This is a genomic window from Streptomyces sp. NPDC034111, from assembly GCF_055575375.1.
Window position 1 is genome coordinate 131,246 of record NZ_JBVIST010000020.1, and the last position, 15,108, is coordinate 146,353.

At 71.6% G+C, this 15,108-nt stretch carries 10 protein-coding genes; 4 read left to right on the forward strand and 6 right to left on the reverse strand.

The genetic code is table 11. The features are described 5' to 3' along the window. Window positions 1–14: 14 nt before the first annotated feature. Genes ACZ55A_RS31545 through ACZ55A_RS31555 form a run of 3 tightly spaced genes read left to right on the forward strand, consistent with a single transcriptional unit; the run spans window position 15 to window position 3,912 of the window. Window positions 15–2,045 carry a helix-turn-helix domain-containing protein gene (locus tag ACZ55A_RS31545; RefSeq protein ID WP_468847329.1) on the forward strand — a complete coding sequence of 677 codons (2,031 nt, stop codon included), beginning with the start codon at window positions 15–17 and terminating at the stop codon, window positions 2,043–2,045. After that, window positions 2,042–3,016, forward strand: a complete 975-nt coding sequence (locus ACZ55A_RS31550; RefSeq protein ID WP_468847291.1) for a hypothetical protein — start codon at window positions 2,042–2,044, stop codon at window positions 3,014–3,016. The genes ACZ55A_RS31545 and ACZ55A_RS31550 overlap by 4 nt, the downstream gene beginning before the upstream one ends. Further along, window positions 3,013–3,912 carry a DUF6339 family protein gene (locus tag ACZ55A_RS31555; protein ID WP_468847294.1) on the forward strand — a complete coding sequence of 300 codons (900 nt, stop codon included), beginning with the start codon at window positions 3,013–3,015 and terminating at the stop codon, window positions 3,910–3,912. Before ACZ55A_RS31550 ends, ACZ55A_RS31555 begins: the two co-directional genes overlap by 4 nt. A 3-nt stretch (window positions 3,913–3,915) precedes the next feature. Here ACZ55A_RS31555 and ACZ55A_RS31560 read toward each other — a convergent pair whose 3' ends face one another. From ACZ55A_RS31560 to ACZ55A_RS31585, 6 genes are all read right to left on the reverse strand, one after another. Then, the gene (locus ACZ55A_RS31560) at window positions 3,916–4,965 is read right to left on the reverse strand and encodes a DNA cytosine methyltransferase (RefSeq protein WP_468847296.1); all 1,050 of its coding nucleotides are present in this window, start codon (window positions 4,963–4,965) and stop codon (window positions 3,916–3,918) included. A gap of 125 nt (window positions 4,966–5,090) precedes the next feature. Then, a complete protein-coding gene (locus tag ACZ55A_RS31565) occupies window positions 5,091–6,086 on the reverse strand; it encodes a DNA cytosine methyltransferase (protein ID WP_468847332.1) in 996 nt (331 codons plus the stop codon). A 101-nt stretch (window positions 6,087–6,187) separates the two neighbouring features. After that, window positions 6,188–7,513, reverse strand: coding sequence for a PrsW family intramembrane metalloprotease (locus tag ACZ55A_RS31570; RefSeq protein ID WP_468847299.1), 1,326 nt, complete (start codon window positions 7,511–7,513; stop codon window positions 6,188–6,190). 158 nt (window positions 7,514–7,671) lie between these two features. Next, window positions 7,672–8,574: a tRNA (guanosine(46)-N7)-methyltransferase TrmB gene (gene trmB, locus ACZ55A_RS31575; protein ID WP_468847301.1), complete on the reverse strand. Its 903-nt coding sequence runs from the start codon at window positions 8,572–8,574 to the stop codon at window positions 7,672–7,674. Between the two features lie 410 nt (window positions 8,575–8,984). After that, the gene (lhgO, locus tag ACZ55A_RS31580; protein ID WP_468847304.1) at window positions 8,985–10,205 is read right to left on the reverse strand and encodes an L-2-hydroxyglutarate oxidase; all 1,221 of its coding nucleotides are present in this window, start codon (window positions 10,203–10,205) and stop codon (window positions 8,985–8,987) included. 288 nt (window positions 10,206–10,493) lie between these two features. Further along, window positions 10,494–11,942: a hypothetical protein gene (locus ACZ55A_RS31585; protein ID WP_018092687.1), complete on the reverse strand. Its 1,449-nt coding sequence runs from the start codon at window positions 11,940–11,942 to the stop codon at window positions 10,494–10,496. Between the two features lie 753 nt (window positions 11,943–12,695). Between ACZ55A_RS31585 and ACZ55A_RS31590 the strand changes: the two genes are divergently transcribed. Beyond that, window positions 12,696–14,840, forward strand: coding sequence for an asparagine synthase-related protein (locus ACZ55A_RS31590; RefSeq protein WP_468847306.1), 2,145 nt, complete (start codon window positions 12,696–12,698; stop codon window positions 14,838–14,840). Window positions 14,841–15,108 lie beyond the last annotated feature (268 nt).

Here is a 15,108-nt window from a genome sequence, read left to right on the forward strand (position 1 = left end):
TGCACCGCCGGCACATGACGCAGGCCGAGCTCGCGCTGGCCCTCGGTATCACACGGGCGGGTGTCTCGGCATGGATCACCGGGCGGGCCGAGCCACGTGAGGACAAGAAACGTGCCATAGCGGAGGTCCTCGGCACTGACGAGGCGACCGTGCACCTCCGCACCACCGATGCACCTGTTGCTCGGGCAGTTGGCTGGTACCACCGACGTGCGCACTCGGACGGCGGCCGGGAGTACGGGAATGCCGCTGCCTTCGCCTTCGATGCGGACGTTTCCGTACTGGCACGAGAGGCCACACAGAACAGCCTCGATGAGCGCGAAGACGAAACCAGGCCGGTCCGGGTGCGGTATGTACTGCACGAGTTGACGGGCGAGCATCGGCAGCAGTTCCTGGATGCACTGCAGTGGAACGAGTTGCTGCCGCACTACGAAGCGGCTGCTGCACAGAGGCAGAAGGTCGGCCGGGTCATCGCTGAGGGACTGCGCGAGCTGCGCGAGACAGACACCCTGCTCCTGCTCCGCGTCGACGACTACAATGCCTCCGGCCTCACTGGTCCCGAGTACGACGACGGCCGGTTCGCGGCCGTGGTCAGACGGCAGCTGGACAGCCACAAGAGCCGTGGCAGCGCAGGTGGTTCGTACGGACTCGGCAAGGCCACCCTTTGGGCCACCAGCCGCCTCGGACTTGTACTGATCAACAGCACGCTTTCGAAGCAGTACGAAGGCCGCACCGAGCGACGCGTGATCGGTCGGCTCGATCTGCCCTGGCGCGAGGTGGACGGTGAGGCGTACGCCGGACCGGCCTGGCTGGGTGAGGAGGACACAGCTCCGGATTACCGGGGCAAGGGCGTGACCCGGTCCTGGTGGGCGGACGAGTCGACCGTCGAGCGGCTGCACCTCGCGCGTGCCGGTTCCGACCCTGGCACGTCCTTCCTCGTGGTCGGTGCCCATGATGCGGCCGGGGATGCGGAGACCGTTCAGGAGATGCACGACAAGCTCGTTCGCTCGCTGGCGGTGAACTTCTGGGCGGCCATGACCCACGGCGCTTCCGCCGCCCCACTCCTGGAGGCATCGGTCACGTCGCTGCGCAACGGCCAGGTGGTGATCAGGGAGGAGCGCGTCGATCCGCATGTGCACGAGCCCGCGCGTTCAAGGGCGCTCAAGGCGTACCTGGACGGAACGACGGTCGACCGGCTCACCGGGATCGACCAGGTGGCCCTGGCTCGTGTGCCGCTGACCGTACCGCCGTTGCGCGGCACGAAGCGCCCTCCCGTGGAGCACCGCGCCGTGGTGCTCGTGACACCGGCCGACGATGCGGACCCCACACCCAACCAGCTCGTGTGCATGCGCGGCAACCGCATGAAGGTGACCGAGCGTCGCGTCCCCGACCTGCCCATGGGTACCAACCCCTTCCAGGCCGTGCTTCTGGCCGGCAGCGCCACAGGGAGCACCTCCGACGACATCGACGCGGCAGAGGCATTCCTGCGGGCCTCCGAGCCGCCCGAACACGACGACTGGACCAAGACGGAAGAGCTGACTGCGACTTACGCCCGGGGTGCACTGGCACGTATCAAGGATTTCCGGCGCGAGATGAATGTCGGCGTCCGCCGGTTGGTCACCAGACGCGAGGAGAAGGGCGAGGGCGGACCGGCCGTACTGCGCGAATTGCTTCGACTCGACGGGGGCGGCGGAGGGGGCGGTCGCCGCATCGACGGCCACCCGAGCGTTCGCACCGTTGACGGGGTGCTGGAGCCCTCCGGTGCCTGGCGTGTCCGCGTCCAGGTGAGGCTGCCGTCACGGGAGGACTCGTGGTTGATGGCTCCTGTGGCGAAGTTCGATGTGCGTTCCGGAAGCAAACCCGCCGTACGGTGGGCGGAGCTCGTCGCCGAGGACAACTGCCAGGTCGAGAACGGCCATCTCCGCTTCGATCCCGGGGTCCGCACTGCCTCCTTCAGCGGCCTCACCGATGTCGACAGCCACCCGGTATCCGGCTCCATGGCGCGACTGATCATCGATCTTCAGAAGGCGAGGGGGACAGCCGCATGAAAACCTTGATGCCGTACGCCACACTCGCCGGCGCGGTGACCCTCAAGGTCGCCGGCGCCCAGTTGGACGGACGAGAACTCCCGCTGGCGATGATCTCGCAGCAGGATCGTGTCGTGGCCGTCCATCAGATCGAGCGTGCGGAGTGGACGGAGGCCCACCTTGAACTCCGGGCCGAACTCCCGGAGGCGGAGTTGTCCGCCGGGCGATGGGCCGACGTGAGGTGTGTGGCCGTGCTCGTCGAGGGCGCGACCAATTCCCGTACTGTGGCCCGACTGCGCCGTTCACTCGACGGGGCCTGGACAGGCAGCATCGTTCTGGCACGTGGCGCTCACCGCAGCCGGGCCGAGCTGTCGGTAAGTGTTGTCGCCACGGTCGACGGCGTCGAAGGTCGCATCATTGGTGCCTCCGACGACAACTGGATCGTCGATCTGGTCGCCCGCAAGCCGGAACGGCAACGGGAACTGCACATCAATGAGATCGACTTCCGGGACGGCGGACAGGAGTGGCTGCGCTCCTTCAAGGACGCCCCGTGGCTCGTGGAGACCTCCGGTGACATGCCCACCGTGCATCTCAACACGGGCTTCGAAGGGATCGCTGCGCTCCTCAACACCGCAGTCTCGCCCATGGAGAAAGCGCTACGGGGTGTGCTCGCGGCACAGGTCGCCACCGATGCCTGGATCGCGATGTTCCACTCGGCCGTGAGTGACCTCGAAGTGGGGGAAGACGGGACACCACAGTGGCCCACCGGTTGGAGGGACTGGGCACTGCGCAGCATGCTGCCCGATGTGCTTCCCGAACTCTCCGCCGCAGATGCGCTTTGGGAGATCCACTCCCGGCGCTCGGAGAGCGTGGGCTGGAACGAGCTCCAGCTGCGCATCCAGTACGCGGCCTCCCGCCGGTCTCGCGTCGCCAAGAATCTCGGATCCGCGATCCGCGTACTCGACCGCTCTGGTGAAGGGAACCAACCATGAGCCGCACCGTTGACGACCTCCCGGAGCAGCTCGGTCGGCTGCGCGACGCCATGGCGGCGAAGCACCTGTCCCGTGGTGTATTGACGGGACAGGAAGATCCGCCGCTGGTTGCGCTCATACGGGGCTCAGAGCCGGTTGTGGGCACCGGGGTACGCTGGAATGTCCGTCCCCTGCGGGAGCTCTTCAACGACGCCGTCCGGCTGCACGCCGAGTCGGACCGCACTCATGCGGACGCCTGGCTCGCGCCCCGGCTGCACTGCACACTGCGCCTCACCCGGTCCGAGGCTGCCGATCCCGCTCTCTGGAACTTCATCGCCATGGTCGTCGCTCCCGACTATGTGATCTGGCGCCACCTCCCCAAGAGCGGTAAGGAGCAGCCCGCGGTCACGGCGGACCGCTTCTGCGGCCCCCACTACAAGCAGGCCTTCGCCCGTCTCTGGTGGGCTGCCGAGCTCTTCCGTGACGGCGACGACTACCGGCCCGCCGTCACCGCCTGCCGTAACCAGGACGTCCTGAACACCCTGCTGCGGTTGGACGTCATCGACCACCGCCCCACCGCCCGGGCCGTGACACGACTGTTGGACGAGGGCACCGTCCGCACGGGGCGTGAGGTCAACGCCCTGGCCACCGCTGTCAATTCCGCCGGTAGCACGCTCATGTACGACGTGCTCGCTCCCGACGAAGGACCCGACCCCGAGGCCCACCGCTACTGGATCGACGAGAGTGAGCTGGCTCCGCCCGTCCGACGGGACGCCCTCCCGGACGGGCCGGACGACGGAGCAGTGCCGCGAGGAGCGGTGGACGTCATGGTCAAGCAGCTCGAGAAGCTCTTCGTCGGGGCCCCGGTGCGCGGCAGGAAGGATCTGGACGTGACCGAGGTACCGAGCGGGAGGTGACGATCAGACCTGGGCGGACTTCCCGGTCAGCTTGTCCAGGGCCTTGTCGAGCGTTCCCTCGTCGATGTCGAGCGCTGCGGCCAGGACATGTGCGGCGAGGCGTGGCGGGATCGCGTTACCGATCTGCTGTGGGATGTGGCTGCCCCGCCACGGGTAGTCGGCAGGGAAGGTCTGCAGCTGACCTGCCTCTGCGGGGGAGAAGCGATCGAGCTCGATACCGCCGCCGGGTGTCCAGACGCGGTTGCGGTCGATCTTCCCCGTGACCGTGGCTGCCGGCTCGTCGGAACGTCGTATCCCACGGGCCTTGGGATCTCCACCGGTGCCGTAGTTGGAGACCACCTCGAACGGTCCCGATCGTGCGAGTACGTCGCCCATCGCCACCCAAGGCAGCTTTTCCGACCCCGGCAGCGTGTCCTCGGCGGTACGGGAGACTCCCTTTACGTATGGGCGGTGCGTCGTGTCGGGAAGTACGGCCTTGTCTTTGTGACGCGCGATCAGGATGGCTCGGCGGCGGGTCTGTGGCACTCCGAACTCTTCGGTACGCAGCACGCGAGGTTCCGCCACCGAGTACTCGTGGCCCTCGAGAACTTCGGCGAAGGCCTGCCATACCGGAAGTACGGCCGGTACCTGCTCCAGCACGATTGCTTCATACGGGCGGCGCGCCCTTATCGCCAGAAGTGCCCATCGAAGGGGCTCCAGCACCAAGCCTGTGCGCTCGTCCTCCAACTTGGCCAACTCGGCGGTGACGTCCTCGCCGATGGCCATGCGCTTGGTGAAACGGAGCACGTCGTCCAGTGCGCGGCGTCCGGTACCGCTCCCAGCCACTGTGTACGTCTGACAGGGCGGCCCACCCGCAAGGACGGTGGCGTCCGGAAAGTCGGCGGGCTGGTACTCACGGACATCCCCTTCGACCGTGTGGAGCTTGGCTGCCCGACGTGTGGCGCAGGCGTTCGCGTCCCATTCGATGCCGGTCACGGAAAGGTTCAGCACTTCCGCAGCCAAATCGAGTCCGCCGGGGCCGGCGAACAGATCGATGATCTTGGCAGCGTGCACGTGGTCTCCCGGCTGTCGGGTTGGCGAGGTGATCAGGCGGGATGGCCCAGCGCATCCTACCGAGGGCCGCTCGAAGCATTCCAGCCGACCGGTACGGCCCCGTCAGGACCACGTTGGCGGCGTTTTCACGGAGCCGGGTGGTCTGTCGACGCAGAGCCGCCGAGAGCCGCCGAGAGCCGCTCCCCCAGTGCCCGGGCGACAGGTGGCGGGGAGGCGTGCCCCAACTGCCGGTAGCGGGCGGTCTTGCCGCCCGAGAGTTGCCATTGAGGCGGGAATCCCTGGAGGATCGCGACCTGGTCGACGGTGAGCTTCGGCATCTCTTTCACATCCCCGCCAGGAACCCAGCGATACTCCGCACCGGGAACCTCGTTGCCGATACCTCCTCCGTTGATCCCCATACGTTCCCAGGCCCGCTTGGTCCCTGTCGGTCCGAGGTCCGGCCCACCCCGCCGTTCGGATCCCCCCACGATGGCCGGTGCGGGACGCGTGGCCTGGGCCGCCCAGGCAGCGGCCTGCCGCCAACCACGCGCCGCCATGGACTTCCACAGCGCCGCACCGACGGTCGGGGCGGGGGCGTCGGAAGGCTCCGGCCACCGGAAACGTGGCGAGACCTCGGGCTGCAGTGCGACGAGCAGACCGAGTTCCCGGTCCTGGGCGAGCCCGAAGCCGCTTGCATTGAGTGTCTTCCGGTGCAACTCGTATCCGAGGTGCTCCAGTTCCAGACGCGCGAATTCACGCATGTCGTCGAAGTCGTGCTCGACGACCAGTGCGGGCACGTTCTCGATGAGCACGGCCCGCGGTCGCACCTCCGCCACCAGCCACACGGTCGCCTCGAACAACTCACGTTCGTAACGGTCCTCGGCGCGCTTGATCGTCGCAGCCGACCTCACCCGCGGGAGCCCCGCCGCGATCAGATCCACGTCGTACGCGTACCGATGCTCCTGGGCCACGAATTCCCGCAGATCCATCTCCAACACGCGCCATCCAAGGCGGTTGGCCCGCAGCGTGGCACAGGCGTGCCGGTTCCGTTCGATCAACGCGACCGGATCGAAGCCGGCGGCCTCCAGTCCCATGGCCAACCCGCCAGCGCCTGCGCAGAGTTCCAGAGAGGTGTGACGCATGGCTGCCAAAGCCCCCCTTTCGACCAGCGTTGATCGTGTCGTTCCATCATGCCGCGCCGGTGTCCGGAATATCGCGGGAGGCGAGAGATCCATAGGTTGCGCTATGGGGGGAGAGCCGACGGATGCGTCGTCAGTAATGCCTGGGTCAGCGCCGGCCGCCCCCACGGCTGGTAGTGCCGCAGGTGTTGGAGGAGATGGTGCTCCCGGGCGGTGAAGTCCGGGGTGGGGCCGGTGAGGTGGGCGCGGCGGCGGTGGAAGGAGAGGGTGGTGGCGAGGGCGGCGTATTCGGTGACGGCGCGGGCCGCGGCGGGGCCCTGGGTGCGGTGGGCGATGTCGCGGGCCAGGGCGCGGGTTTTGAGGGAGGAGAGCGCGACGGGTTCGGTGGGGGCGAGCCAGCCGGCGGTGATGTACGGGGCGAGGTAGCCGCGGAGGGAGAGGAGTTCCTGGTTGCGGGCCCAGATGGCCAGCCAGGTCAGGGTGAGCAGGACGGGGACCATGAACAGGCCGTAGACGACCAGGAAGCCGAGGTCACCGAGGGTCGAGGCGGCGTTCCAGATGGCGTGCAGGAGGACCGCGGTGAGCAGGCCGAGGAGGGCGAGCGCGATACGGGCGGGACGGCGGCGCGGGTAGCGGGTGGCGGCGATGCCGAACGCGAGGCCGGTGAGGATGGTGAAGAGCGGGTGGGCGAAGGGGGAGACGACGATGCGGACGAAGAACGTGCCGGCGGTGAGGGAGTCCAGGCCGGAGTGGCCCAGGGACCGGTCCTCGCCGAAGGCATTGCCCAGATAGAGGACGTTCTCGGTGAAGGCGAAGCCGGTGGCGGTGATACCGGCGATGACGATGCCGTCCGTGATGCCGTCGAAGTCGCGCCGGCGGAAGCGGTAGAGGAGGAGGACGGCGGCGGCCTTGCCCGTCTCCTCGACGACCGGGGCGATCACGGTTGCGCCCCAGGCTTCTGCCTCGGAGGGCGAGGTGGAGGCGATGTTGGCGGCCAGCCAGTCGGTGGCGAAGCCGTTGGCCAGGAGCGCGACCAGAGCGGCGGCGCAGGCCCCCCAGGCGAAGGCGAACGCGAGGTTGCGCCAGGGCTCGGGTTCGATGCGGTCCAGCCAGCAGAACGCCGCGATGAGCAGCGGTACCGGGAACACCGCCAGACCGAGCCCGACCAGGAACCCCTCGGTCCCGGTCTCCTGCCGCACCATGCCGATGATGATCACGCCGGAGAGCGCCAGCAGGGATATCAGGGCGACAGCGCGGATCGTTTTGCTCTGCCAGGGCGGCGTACGGCGGCGGGCGTGCAGCTGCCCGTGCGCGGCGCGGGCCTCGTCGGTGTCCGGTGAGTGGGGGCGGCGCGGGGTGTGCGGTATCTGCGGTGTGTACGGGGGAGGGGCTGGGGCGCAGGGGTGCGGTGGCGGCTGGGACGGGTACACCTTTCGACCCTAACGAGGAGGGTCGGTGGCTATGGCCCTGGTGTCCTATGGGCCCAGGCGTCCTACGAGTCGTGGCGTCCTATGAGTCGTGGCGTCCCACGGGCCGAGGCGGCCCGTGGGACGAGGCGCCGCCCGACCCACCCGCAGGCCCCGCCGCCCTACACGTCCCGGCGGCGGAAGAGAAGATCGTGAACGACGTGCCCCTTCTCCAGGCCCTGGCTCTCGAACTTGGTGAGCGGGCGGAAGTCCGGCCGCGGCGCATAGCCGGGGTAGAGGTTCTCCAGCGTCGGCTCGGCGGAAAGGACCTCGAGCATCTGCTCGGCGTACGGCTCCCAGTCGGTCGCGCAGTGGACGAGGGCGCCGGGCGCGAGCCGGGTGGTCGCCAGCGCGATGAACTCCGGCTGGATGAGGCGCCGCTTGTGGTGGCGCTTCTTGGGCCACGGGTCCGGGAAGAAGACGCGCAGGCCGGCGAGGGAGCCGGGGGCGAGCATCTCGCGCAGCAGGATGATCGCGTCGCCGTTGGCCACCCGGATGTTGGACAAGCCGTTCCGCTCCGCGAGACCGAGCAGATTGCCCTGGCCCGGGGTGTGGACGTCACAGCCGAGGATGCCGGTGGCCGGATCGGCGGCGGCCATCTGCGCCGTGGCCTCACCCATGCCGAAGCCGATCTCCAGGACGACCGGCAGGCCGTCGAAGAACGCGTCGAGATCGATCCGGGAGAGCCCGTCGATGTCCAGCCCCCACTTGGGCCACAGGCGGCGCAGCGCATCGGCCTGCGAGGGCGAGACACGGCTGCGGCGGGGCTGGAAGGAACGGATCCGCCGCTCGTGGTGCGACCCGGCAGGGTCGGCCGCGGGCCCGGTCCCGTCCGGGAACATGGGCTCGCCGCGCCGGGGGGCGGGGGTGGCGGGCCGGGGGGTGGCGGGGGCTTCGGCGGCCGGTTCGGGAGCGTTGGCCGCCGGGTCAGCGGCCGCCGGGGCGGCGGGCGCGGCAGACGTCGAGGCGTGGGCCGCCAGGACGGCGGCGTCGCCGCGGGCCGGGGCGTCGGCCTGAGCGGTCACGGATACGTGTGGGGTGGGATTCTCGGACACAGTGTGTCGATTCTACGGATGGCGGCGGGGCGGACGGGAGTCGCCGACGGAGGGGGAGCGAGGGGCGGCGGCGAGCGGCCGGCCGCAGAGGGCCGGCCGAGCAGGATTGGAGGCGGCCCGGCCATGGGCGGGACGGCTCCAGCGCTGGCTCCAGCGTCGGGCCCAGCTCCAGGCTCAGGTCAGGGTCAGGTCCATGCCCAGTGCAGCTGTCCCGGAGCCGCGCGCACGCTGGCCCCGCAAGCCCGTAAGCCCGTAAGCCCGCGAGGAGGACCTTGGCCCGCCCTGGGCCGCGCCCCCACCGCTGGTGAGCAGCGGGCGGCCGCCCCTGGCCCTCAGGAGCTGCCCCAGCCGCATCGGCTCGGGCGCCGGGCCGCTACGCGTCAGCCCCGCCGATCGCCCACTATCCCCAACACCCGCCGAGCCACCTCCCGCCCAATAGGCAGAGAAGCCGTGGCCGCGGGGGACGGGGCGTTGAGGACGTGGATCATGCCGGGGGAGTCGGCGATGAGGAAGTCGTCGACGAGGGTGCCGTCGGGGAGGACGGCCTGGGCGCGGACGCCGGCCGGGGCGGGGAGGAGGTCCTCCTCCCGGGCGGACGGGAGGAGGCGGCGGACCGCGTCGGCGAAGGCGCGGCGGGAGAGGGAGCGGTGGAGCTCGCCGGTGCCGTAGCGCCAGTGGCGGCGGGCTATCCGCCAGGAGCCGGGGTAGGTGAGGGTGCCGGCCAGTTCGGTGGGGTGGACGGTGCGCCAGTCGTAGCCCTCGCGGGCCAGGGCGGGGACGGCGTTCGGGCCGATGTGGACGGCGCCGTCGACGCCGCGGGTGAGGTGGACGCCCAGGAAGGGGAAGGCCGGGTCGGGGACCGGGTAGACCAGGCCGCGGACGAGGCCGGCGCGCTCCGGGGCGAGGGTGTAGTACTCACCGCGGAACGGGACGATCCGCATGCCGGGGGTGTCGCCGGCCAGCCGGGCGATCCGGTCGCAGTGCAGACCGGCGCAGTTGACCAGGGCGCGGGCGCGGTGGACCGTGCCGTCGGCCGTACGGACCGCGACCCGGCCGGGGCGGCGGCCGATCGTGGTGACCTCGGCGTCGTAGACGATCCGGGCGCCGGCGTCCTGCGCCAGGCGGGCGTACTCGCGGGCGACGGCGGTGAAGTCGCAGATGCCGGTCGTGCCGACATGGATGGCGGCCAGGCCGCGCACCTCGGGTTCGTACTCGGCTATCTGGGCCGGGCCCAGCTCGCGGACCGGCAGGCCGTGCTCGCGGCCGCGCTGGATCAGACCGTGCAGCCGCGGCAGCTCACTGCGGTCCGTCGCGACGATCAGCTTGCCGGTGACCTCGTGGGGAATGTCGTGTTCGGTGCAGAACTTCACCATTTCCGCCGACCCCTGGAGGGCGAAGCGGGCCTTGAGCGAGCCGGGTGGGTAGTAGATGCCGCTGTGGATCACGCCGCTGTTGCGCCCGGTCTGATGGCGGGCCGGACCGGACTCCTTCTCCAGGACCACGACGCGCGTGCCCGGCGCGGCACGCGTGAGCGCATGGGCCGTGGACAGCCCGACGATGCCGGCACCGATCACCAGCACATCGCAGTCGTACGCCGCCACTGCACCTCCCCAACCGCAAGACCGCAGGCCCGACCGTCGCCGCGGACCTGCGCATCATCCCGAATCCCGACGACGTATCCCATCATGACGGCCGGCACTGACAATCCCGCTCGGCGGCGTCGCCGGCCGCCGCATCAGGCCGCCGCATCAGGCCGTCGGATCGGGCCGCGGCGTCGGGCCGCGGCATGGGCCCTGCGGGCGGGGCGTGTCGGGGCGCGTGCCGGCCGGGCGGCGGCGTGGCGCGTGCCGGTGGGGCGGCGGGCTCGGCCCGCGTCGTGCGCCGCGGCACTACGCCGGAGCCGCCAGCAGGGGTCTCGCCCGCTCCCGTAGCTCCACGACCCGCGGCTCGTCGCCGTACGGCTCCAGGCGGTGGAGCAGGTCACGGACGTACTCCGTCGTACGGGCCGAGGAGATCCGGCCGGCCACCTCGACCGCGCGGGTGCCCGCCGCGCAGGCCGCGTCCAGATTGCCGGACTCCAGTTCGGCCACCGCGGACACCACCAGGCGCAGTCCGTGGGAGCGGACGAACTCCTCCGTGGGACGGGAGAGTGCCTGCTCGGTGAAGCGGCGGACCTGCCGCGGCAGCCGCAGATCCCGGTAGCACTCGGCGGCGTCGGCGGCGAACCTCTCGTACGAGTAGAAGTCCAGCCACGAAGGGTCCGGATCGCCGCCTCGGGAGCGCTCCAGCCAGCCCTCGGAGGCCTTCAGCGCCACCTCACAGGCACGCGCCTCCCCGGCCTTGGCCTGCGCCCTCGCCTCCACCAGGCGGAAGAAGCTCATCGTGCGAGCCGTCGCCAGACCGCGGTTGCGCTCCAGGGCGGCCTGGGCGAGGTCGACGCCCTCGTCGGCGAAGCCGCGGTAGGTCGCCTGGAGGGACATCGAGGCGAGCACGTACCCGCCCAGGGGGACATCGGCGGCCGCGCGGGCGAGCCGTAGCGCCTGGATGTAGTACCGCTGTGCGGCCTCCTGCTGGCCCGTGTCGAAGGCCATCCACCCCGCGAGGCGGGTGAGTTCGGAGGTCGCCCCGAAGAGCGCCCGGCCCACCTCGTCGCTGTACGAGGCGAGGAGCAACGGCGCCGCATCCACCCGGAGGCACTCCGGCACCATCGACGAACGCCAGTCCCCGCCGCCGTACTTGGAGTCCCAGCGGCGCGCGTCCTCCGCCGCCTCGCGCAGCTTGCTGACGTCGCTGTGCCCGACATGCTGCGGGATCCCGGCGTCGCCGGCCGCCGCGGCGTCCTTGTCGCGCGCCTCGGCCGCCTCCCGCGCCACCGAACTGTCGGCCGGGGATATCAGCCAGCGCGAGGCGGGAGTGGCGTATGCGCTGACGGCGAAGGATCCGGCCAGGCTCTGCCAGATGCCGCCCCCGCCGGCCCGCCGTCCGGCCAGATCGAGACGGTACAACTCGGTCGCGGAGCGCACTGCGGCGCCCACATCGCGGGGAAATGCCAGGCCGACCTCGGGTGCCGGGTCGGCGTCGGCCAGTCCGATCTCGTGCAGCGGCACCGGCCGGCCCAGCTTGCTGCCGATCGCGGACGCGATCAGATGGGGCGCGGCGCCCTGGGGCACCATGCCCTTGGAGACCCACCGCGCCACTGACGTCTTGTCGTAGCGAAGCGTCAGTCCGCGCTGCGCACCGAGGTCGTTGACCCGGCGTGCCAGTCCGGCATTGCTGATACCCGCGAGGGCGAGTACGGTGCCGAGCTTCTCGTTCGGCCCGCGTATATCCCTGGACATGCGCACCCCTCGACACAGCGACGGCCGCCCCGCTACCCCGGGGCATGCGTCCACCCAGAGTAGTTCGCCGGATCCCGACCGTTAAGAGTCGGTGTCCCGGATGGCGAGATTCATGTTCAAACAGGGGTGCGGGGATTGGCATGTGCTCCGGGTACGTGTGCCCGTGCGCCCGTTCGTGCGCGCTGGCCGCCCACTGTCGGGAGCGCTTCCATGTCTTCTGCGTGGGTCGGCCCGCTGCACTGGATCCAGTGGGCTGGGGGACACCGTCACCTCATTCCCCGCGGGTGACGGTCCGGTCCGGGAGGCGAAGCCCGCCTCCCGGACCGTCGCGCGGGCCGGCCGCCGGCCAGTCGCCGAGCGGTCGTGCCACCGGTTGACACCTCACCCGCATACGTCAACTGGACGTTACCGAACGGATTTTGTCTGAAAATCGACGGGTGATGCTTTCGCGCCGCTGCGCACTCGGAGCCGCCCCGGGGGCCACACGGGGGGCCTTCCGGGGTTGAGGCGAGCGCGCGCCGTGGACCGGCGGGTGGCCCCGTCGCATGCGCACCGCGCGAGTACTCCGCGGCCCGGCGGTGACCCTCGTACGGCGGCCCCGCCGCGAACTGCTCGTATACAGGCCCGCTTCGGCACCTCTCCTCCGCCGTGGTCATGGCAGCATGGTCGCCGCAACAGCTTGGCGACAGCTTGGCAATCCGCTGTACGGGCGGGCGGCGGCCCCGGCGGACGGGGAATCGGGTGGAGGCGGCGATGCGCTGGTTGGTGGGGTGGAGCAGTGCCACCACGGGGCCGTCCGCCACGAGGGTGTCCACCATGGGGTCGTCCGCCATGGGCGTGTCCACCACAGGACCGGCGGTCGGCGCGGAGCCCCGTACGGTCCTCCCCGTTGGCGCCCAGCTCCTGTGGGGCGAACCGGATCCGCTGTGGGCCGTCGGGGACTGGCGGCCGGACGAGGTCCGCGTCGTCCAGGCCGACCCCGAGACCCGGCTCGCCGTCTTCGGGGTCTGTGGGGCCACCAACGACCAGCTGCGGGTCGGCCTGTTCGCGGCGCGCGGCGGCGCACTGCGCCACCTCACCGCCTGGCCCGGCAGCTACACCGCCGTCGTCCAGGTAGGACGGCGGATCACCGTCACCGGAGACCTGGCCGGCGCCCGCCCCGTCTTCCACACCTCCTGGGCCGGCGGCACCGCCTACGCCACCGCCGCCCTCCCGCTCGCCGACCTGATCGAGGCCAGCCTCGACGTCGGCCACCTCGCCGCACTGCTGGCCTGTCCGGACGCCCCGGAGGCGCTCGGCGCCGGCACCCCGTACGAGGGGGTCAGCCGGATTCCGCCCGGCCACGCACTGGTCCTACGGGGCGGCGCCCGCGACATCACCTCCTACGAGCCGACCACCTCGCTCGCCGTCGCCGCGCCCCAACTCGCCCCGGAACAGGCCGTGGACGGCGTCCGCGACGCACTGGTCGAAGCGGTCCGGGCCCGGCTGGCCGGGCCCCGGCACGCCCCCGACCCGGACGGGCTCGACGGTCTCGACCCGGGCCCGGTGCCCGGTATGGGCCCCGCCGAGCGGCGCGCCGCACGGGGCGGCCCGGCCCCCGGCGTCGGTGCCGACCTCTCCGGAGGCAGCGCCTCGGGAACCCTTGCCCTCCTGGCCGCCGGCCTCCCCGGCCAGCCCGGAAGGCTGGGCGGCCACGGCGAGCGCCTGCTGGCCGTCACCTTCAACGACCGTGCCACCAAGGGCGTGCAGGCCCATCGGGACGCCGAACTGGAGCGCGCCCGCAGCATCGCCGACAACCCGCGGCTGCACCATGTCGTCGTCGCGGCCGGTGAAGAGGCCCTTCCTTACGCCGACCTCGAAAGCGGCCCGCTCACGGACGAGCCGGGTCCCTCGCTCACCACCGCGAGCCGCCACCGCCGCCGGCTGCTGGCCGGCAGCGCGGACCACTTCGTCGGGCACGGCGCCCGCCAGGTACTCGACGCCCACCCGGCCCGGCTCGCCGACCTGCTGATGGACCGCCGCCGGCGCCATCTGCTGCGTCCGGTCACCGCGCTGGCCAAGGCCGACGGCCCGTCTGCCCACTCCGTTCTGGTGCCCTTCACCGTGTACCGCGCGGCGCGCAGGCTCGCCCGTACGCCGTACCCGGCCGGTGTCGCCGATACGGCACGGCGCCTGCTGGAGCGGGAGTTCGCCGACGAGCCGGCGGCCGGCGGGGCCGTGGACGCCTCGCTGGCCGCGCTCGCCTGGTGCCGGCCGGGGCCCGCGGCGCGCTGGCTCACGGGCGAGGCACTGGCCGAAGTATCGGTTCGCCTGAGCGAGGCGGCGAACCGTTCGCCCGCCGTGGGCCGCCCCGGGGAGCGGCGTGCCCGTGCCGCGCTGGCCCGTCAGGCCGCCGACCACCGCGTGTTCGAGCAGGCCGCCGAGGTCCGCAACCAGCGGTTGCACGCGCCGTTCCTCGACAACCAGGTGGTGCTCGCCTGCCGCGCCCTGCCGGACACCCTGCGGGTGCAGCCGGGGGCGCGGGCCTCCGTCCTGCGCTCCGTACTGGCCGGAGCCGGCGTACGGGACCTGCCGCCCGGCTGGGGCGCCACCTCGCACCTCACCCACGCCGCAGCGGTACGCGCGGGGCTGCGCGGCGCCGTCGGCGACCTGGTGCAGCTCTTCGACGCACCGCTGCTCGCGGACGCGGGGCTGATCGAGGCCCGGGTGGTCCGCAAGGCGCTGCGCGCGGCGGCGGAGGGCGCCCCGCTGCCCCTGGACGGGCTGGCGGAACTGGTCTCCACGGAGCTGTGGCTACGGCGGCTGGTGGCACGCCGGGGCACCTGCTGGACGGGAGCGGAGGCACCACGCCAACGGGCCGTCGCGGGGGGAGTCGTGCCCCGGGCGCGGTTGTCTTGAGGGGGCTTCGGAGCCTGAGCCTTCCTGGGCCGTTCTGCTGGGGTGGGGGCGCGGCAAAAGCTGGCCGCCTCCCCCCACCCCCGAACCCACCCCCGCCCCCTCCCCCGAAGGGGGAGGAGGGGGAGGGGGCGGGGGAAGCGCTCGAAGCGTCGCGGGGCAGAAGGGACCGGGAGGTTGACGCCGCGGACCGCAACGGCCGGGAGGTTGACGCCGCGGAGCGGAAGGGCTGGGCAGTTGGTGGCGCGGAGGGGAAGAGGCCCGGCGGGCG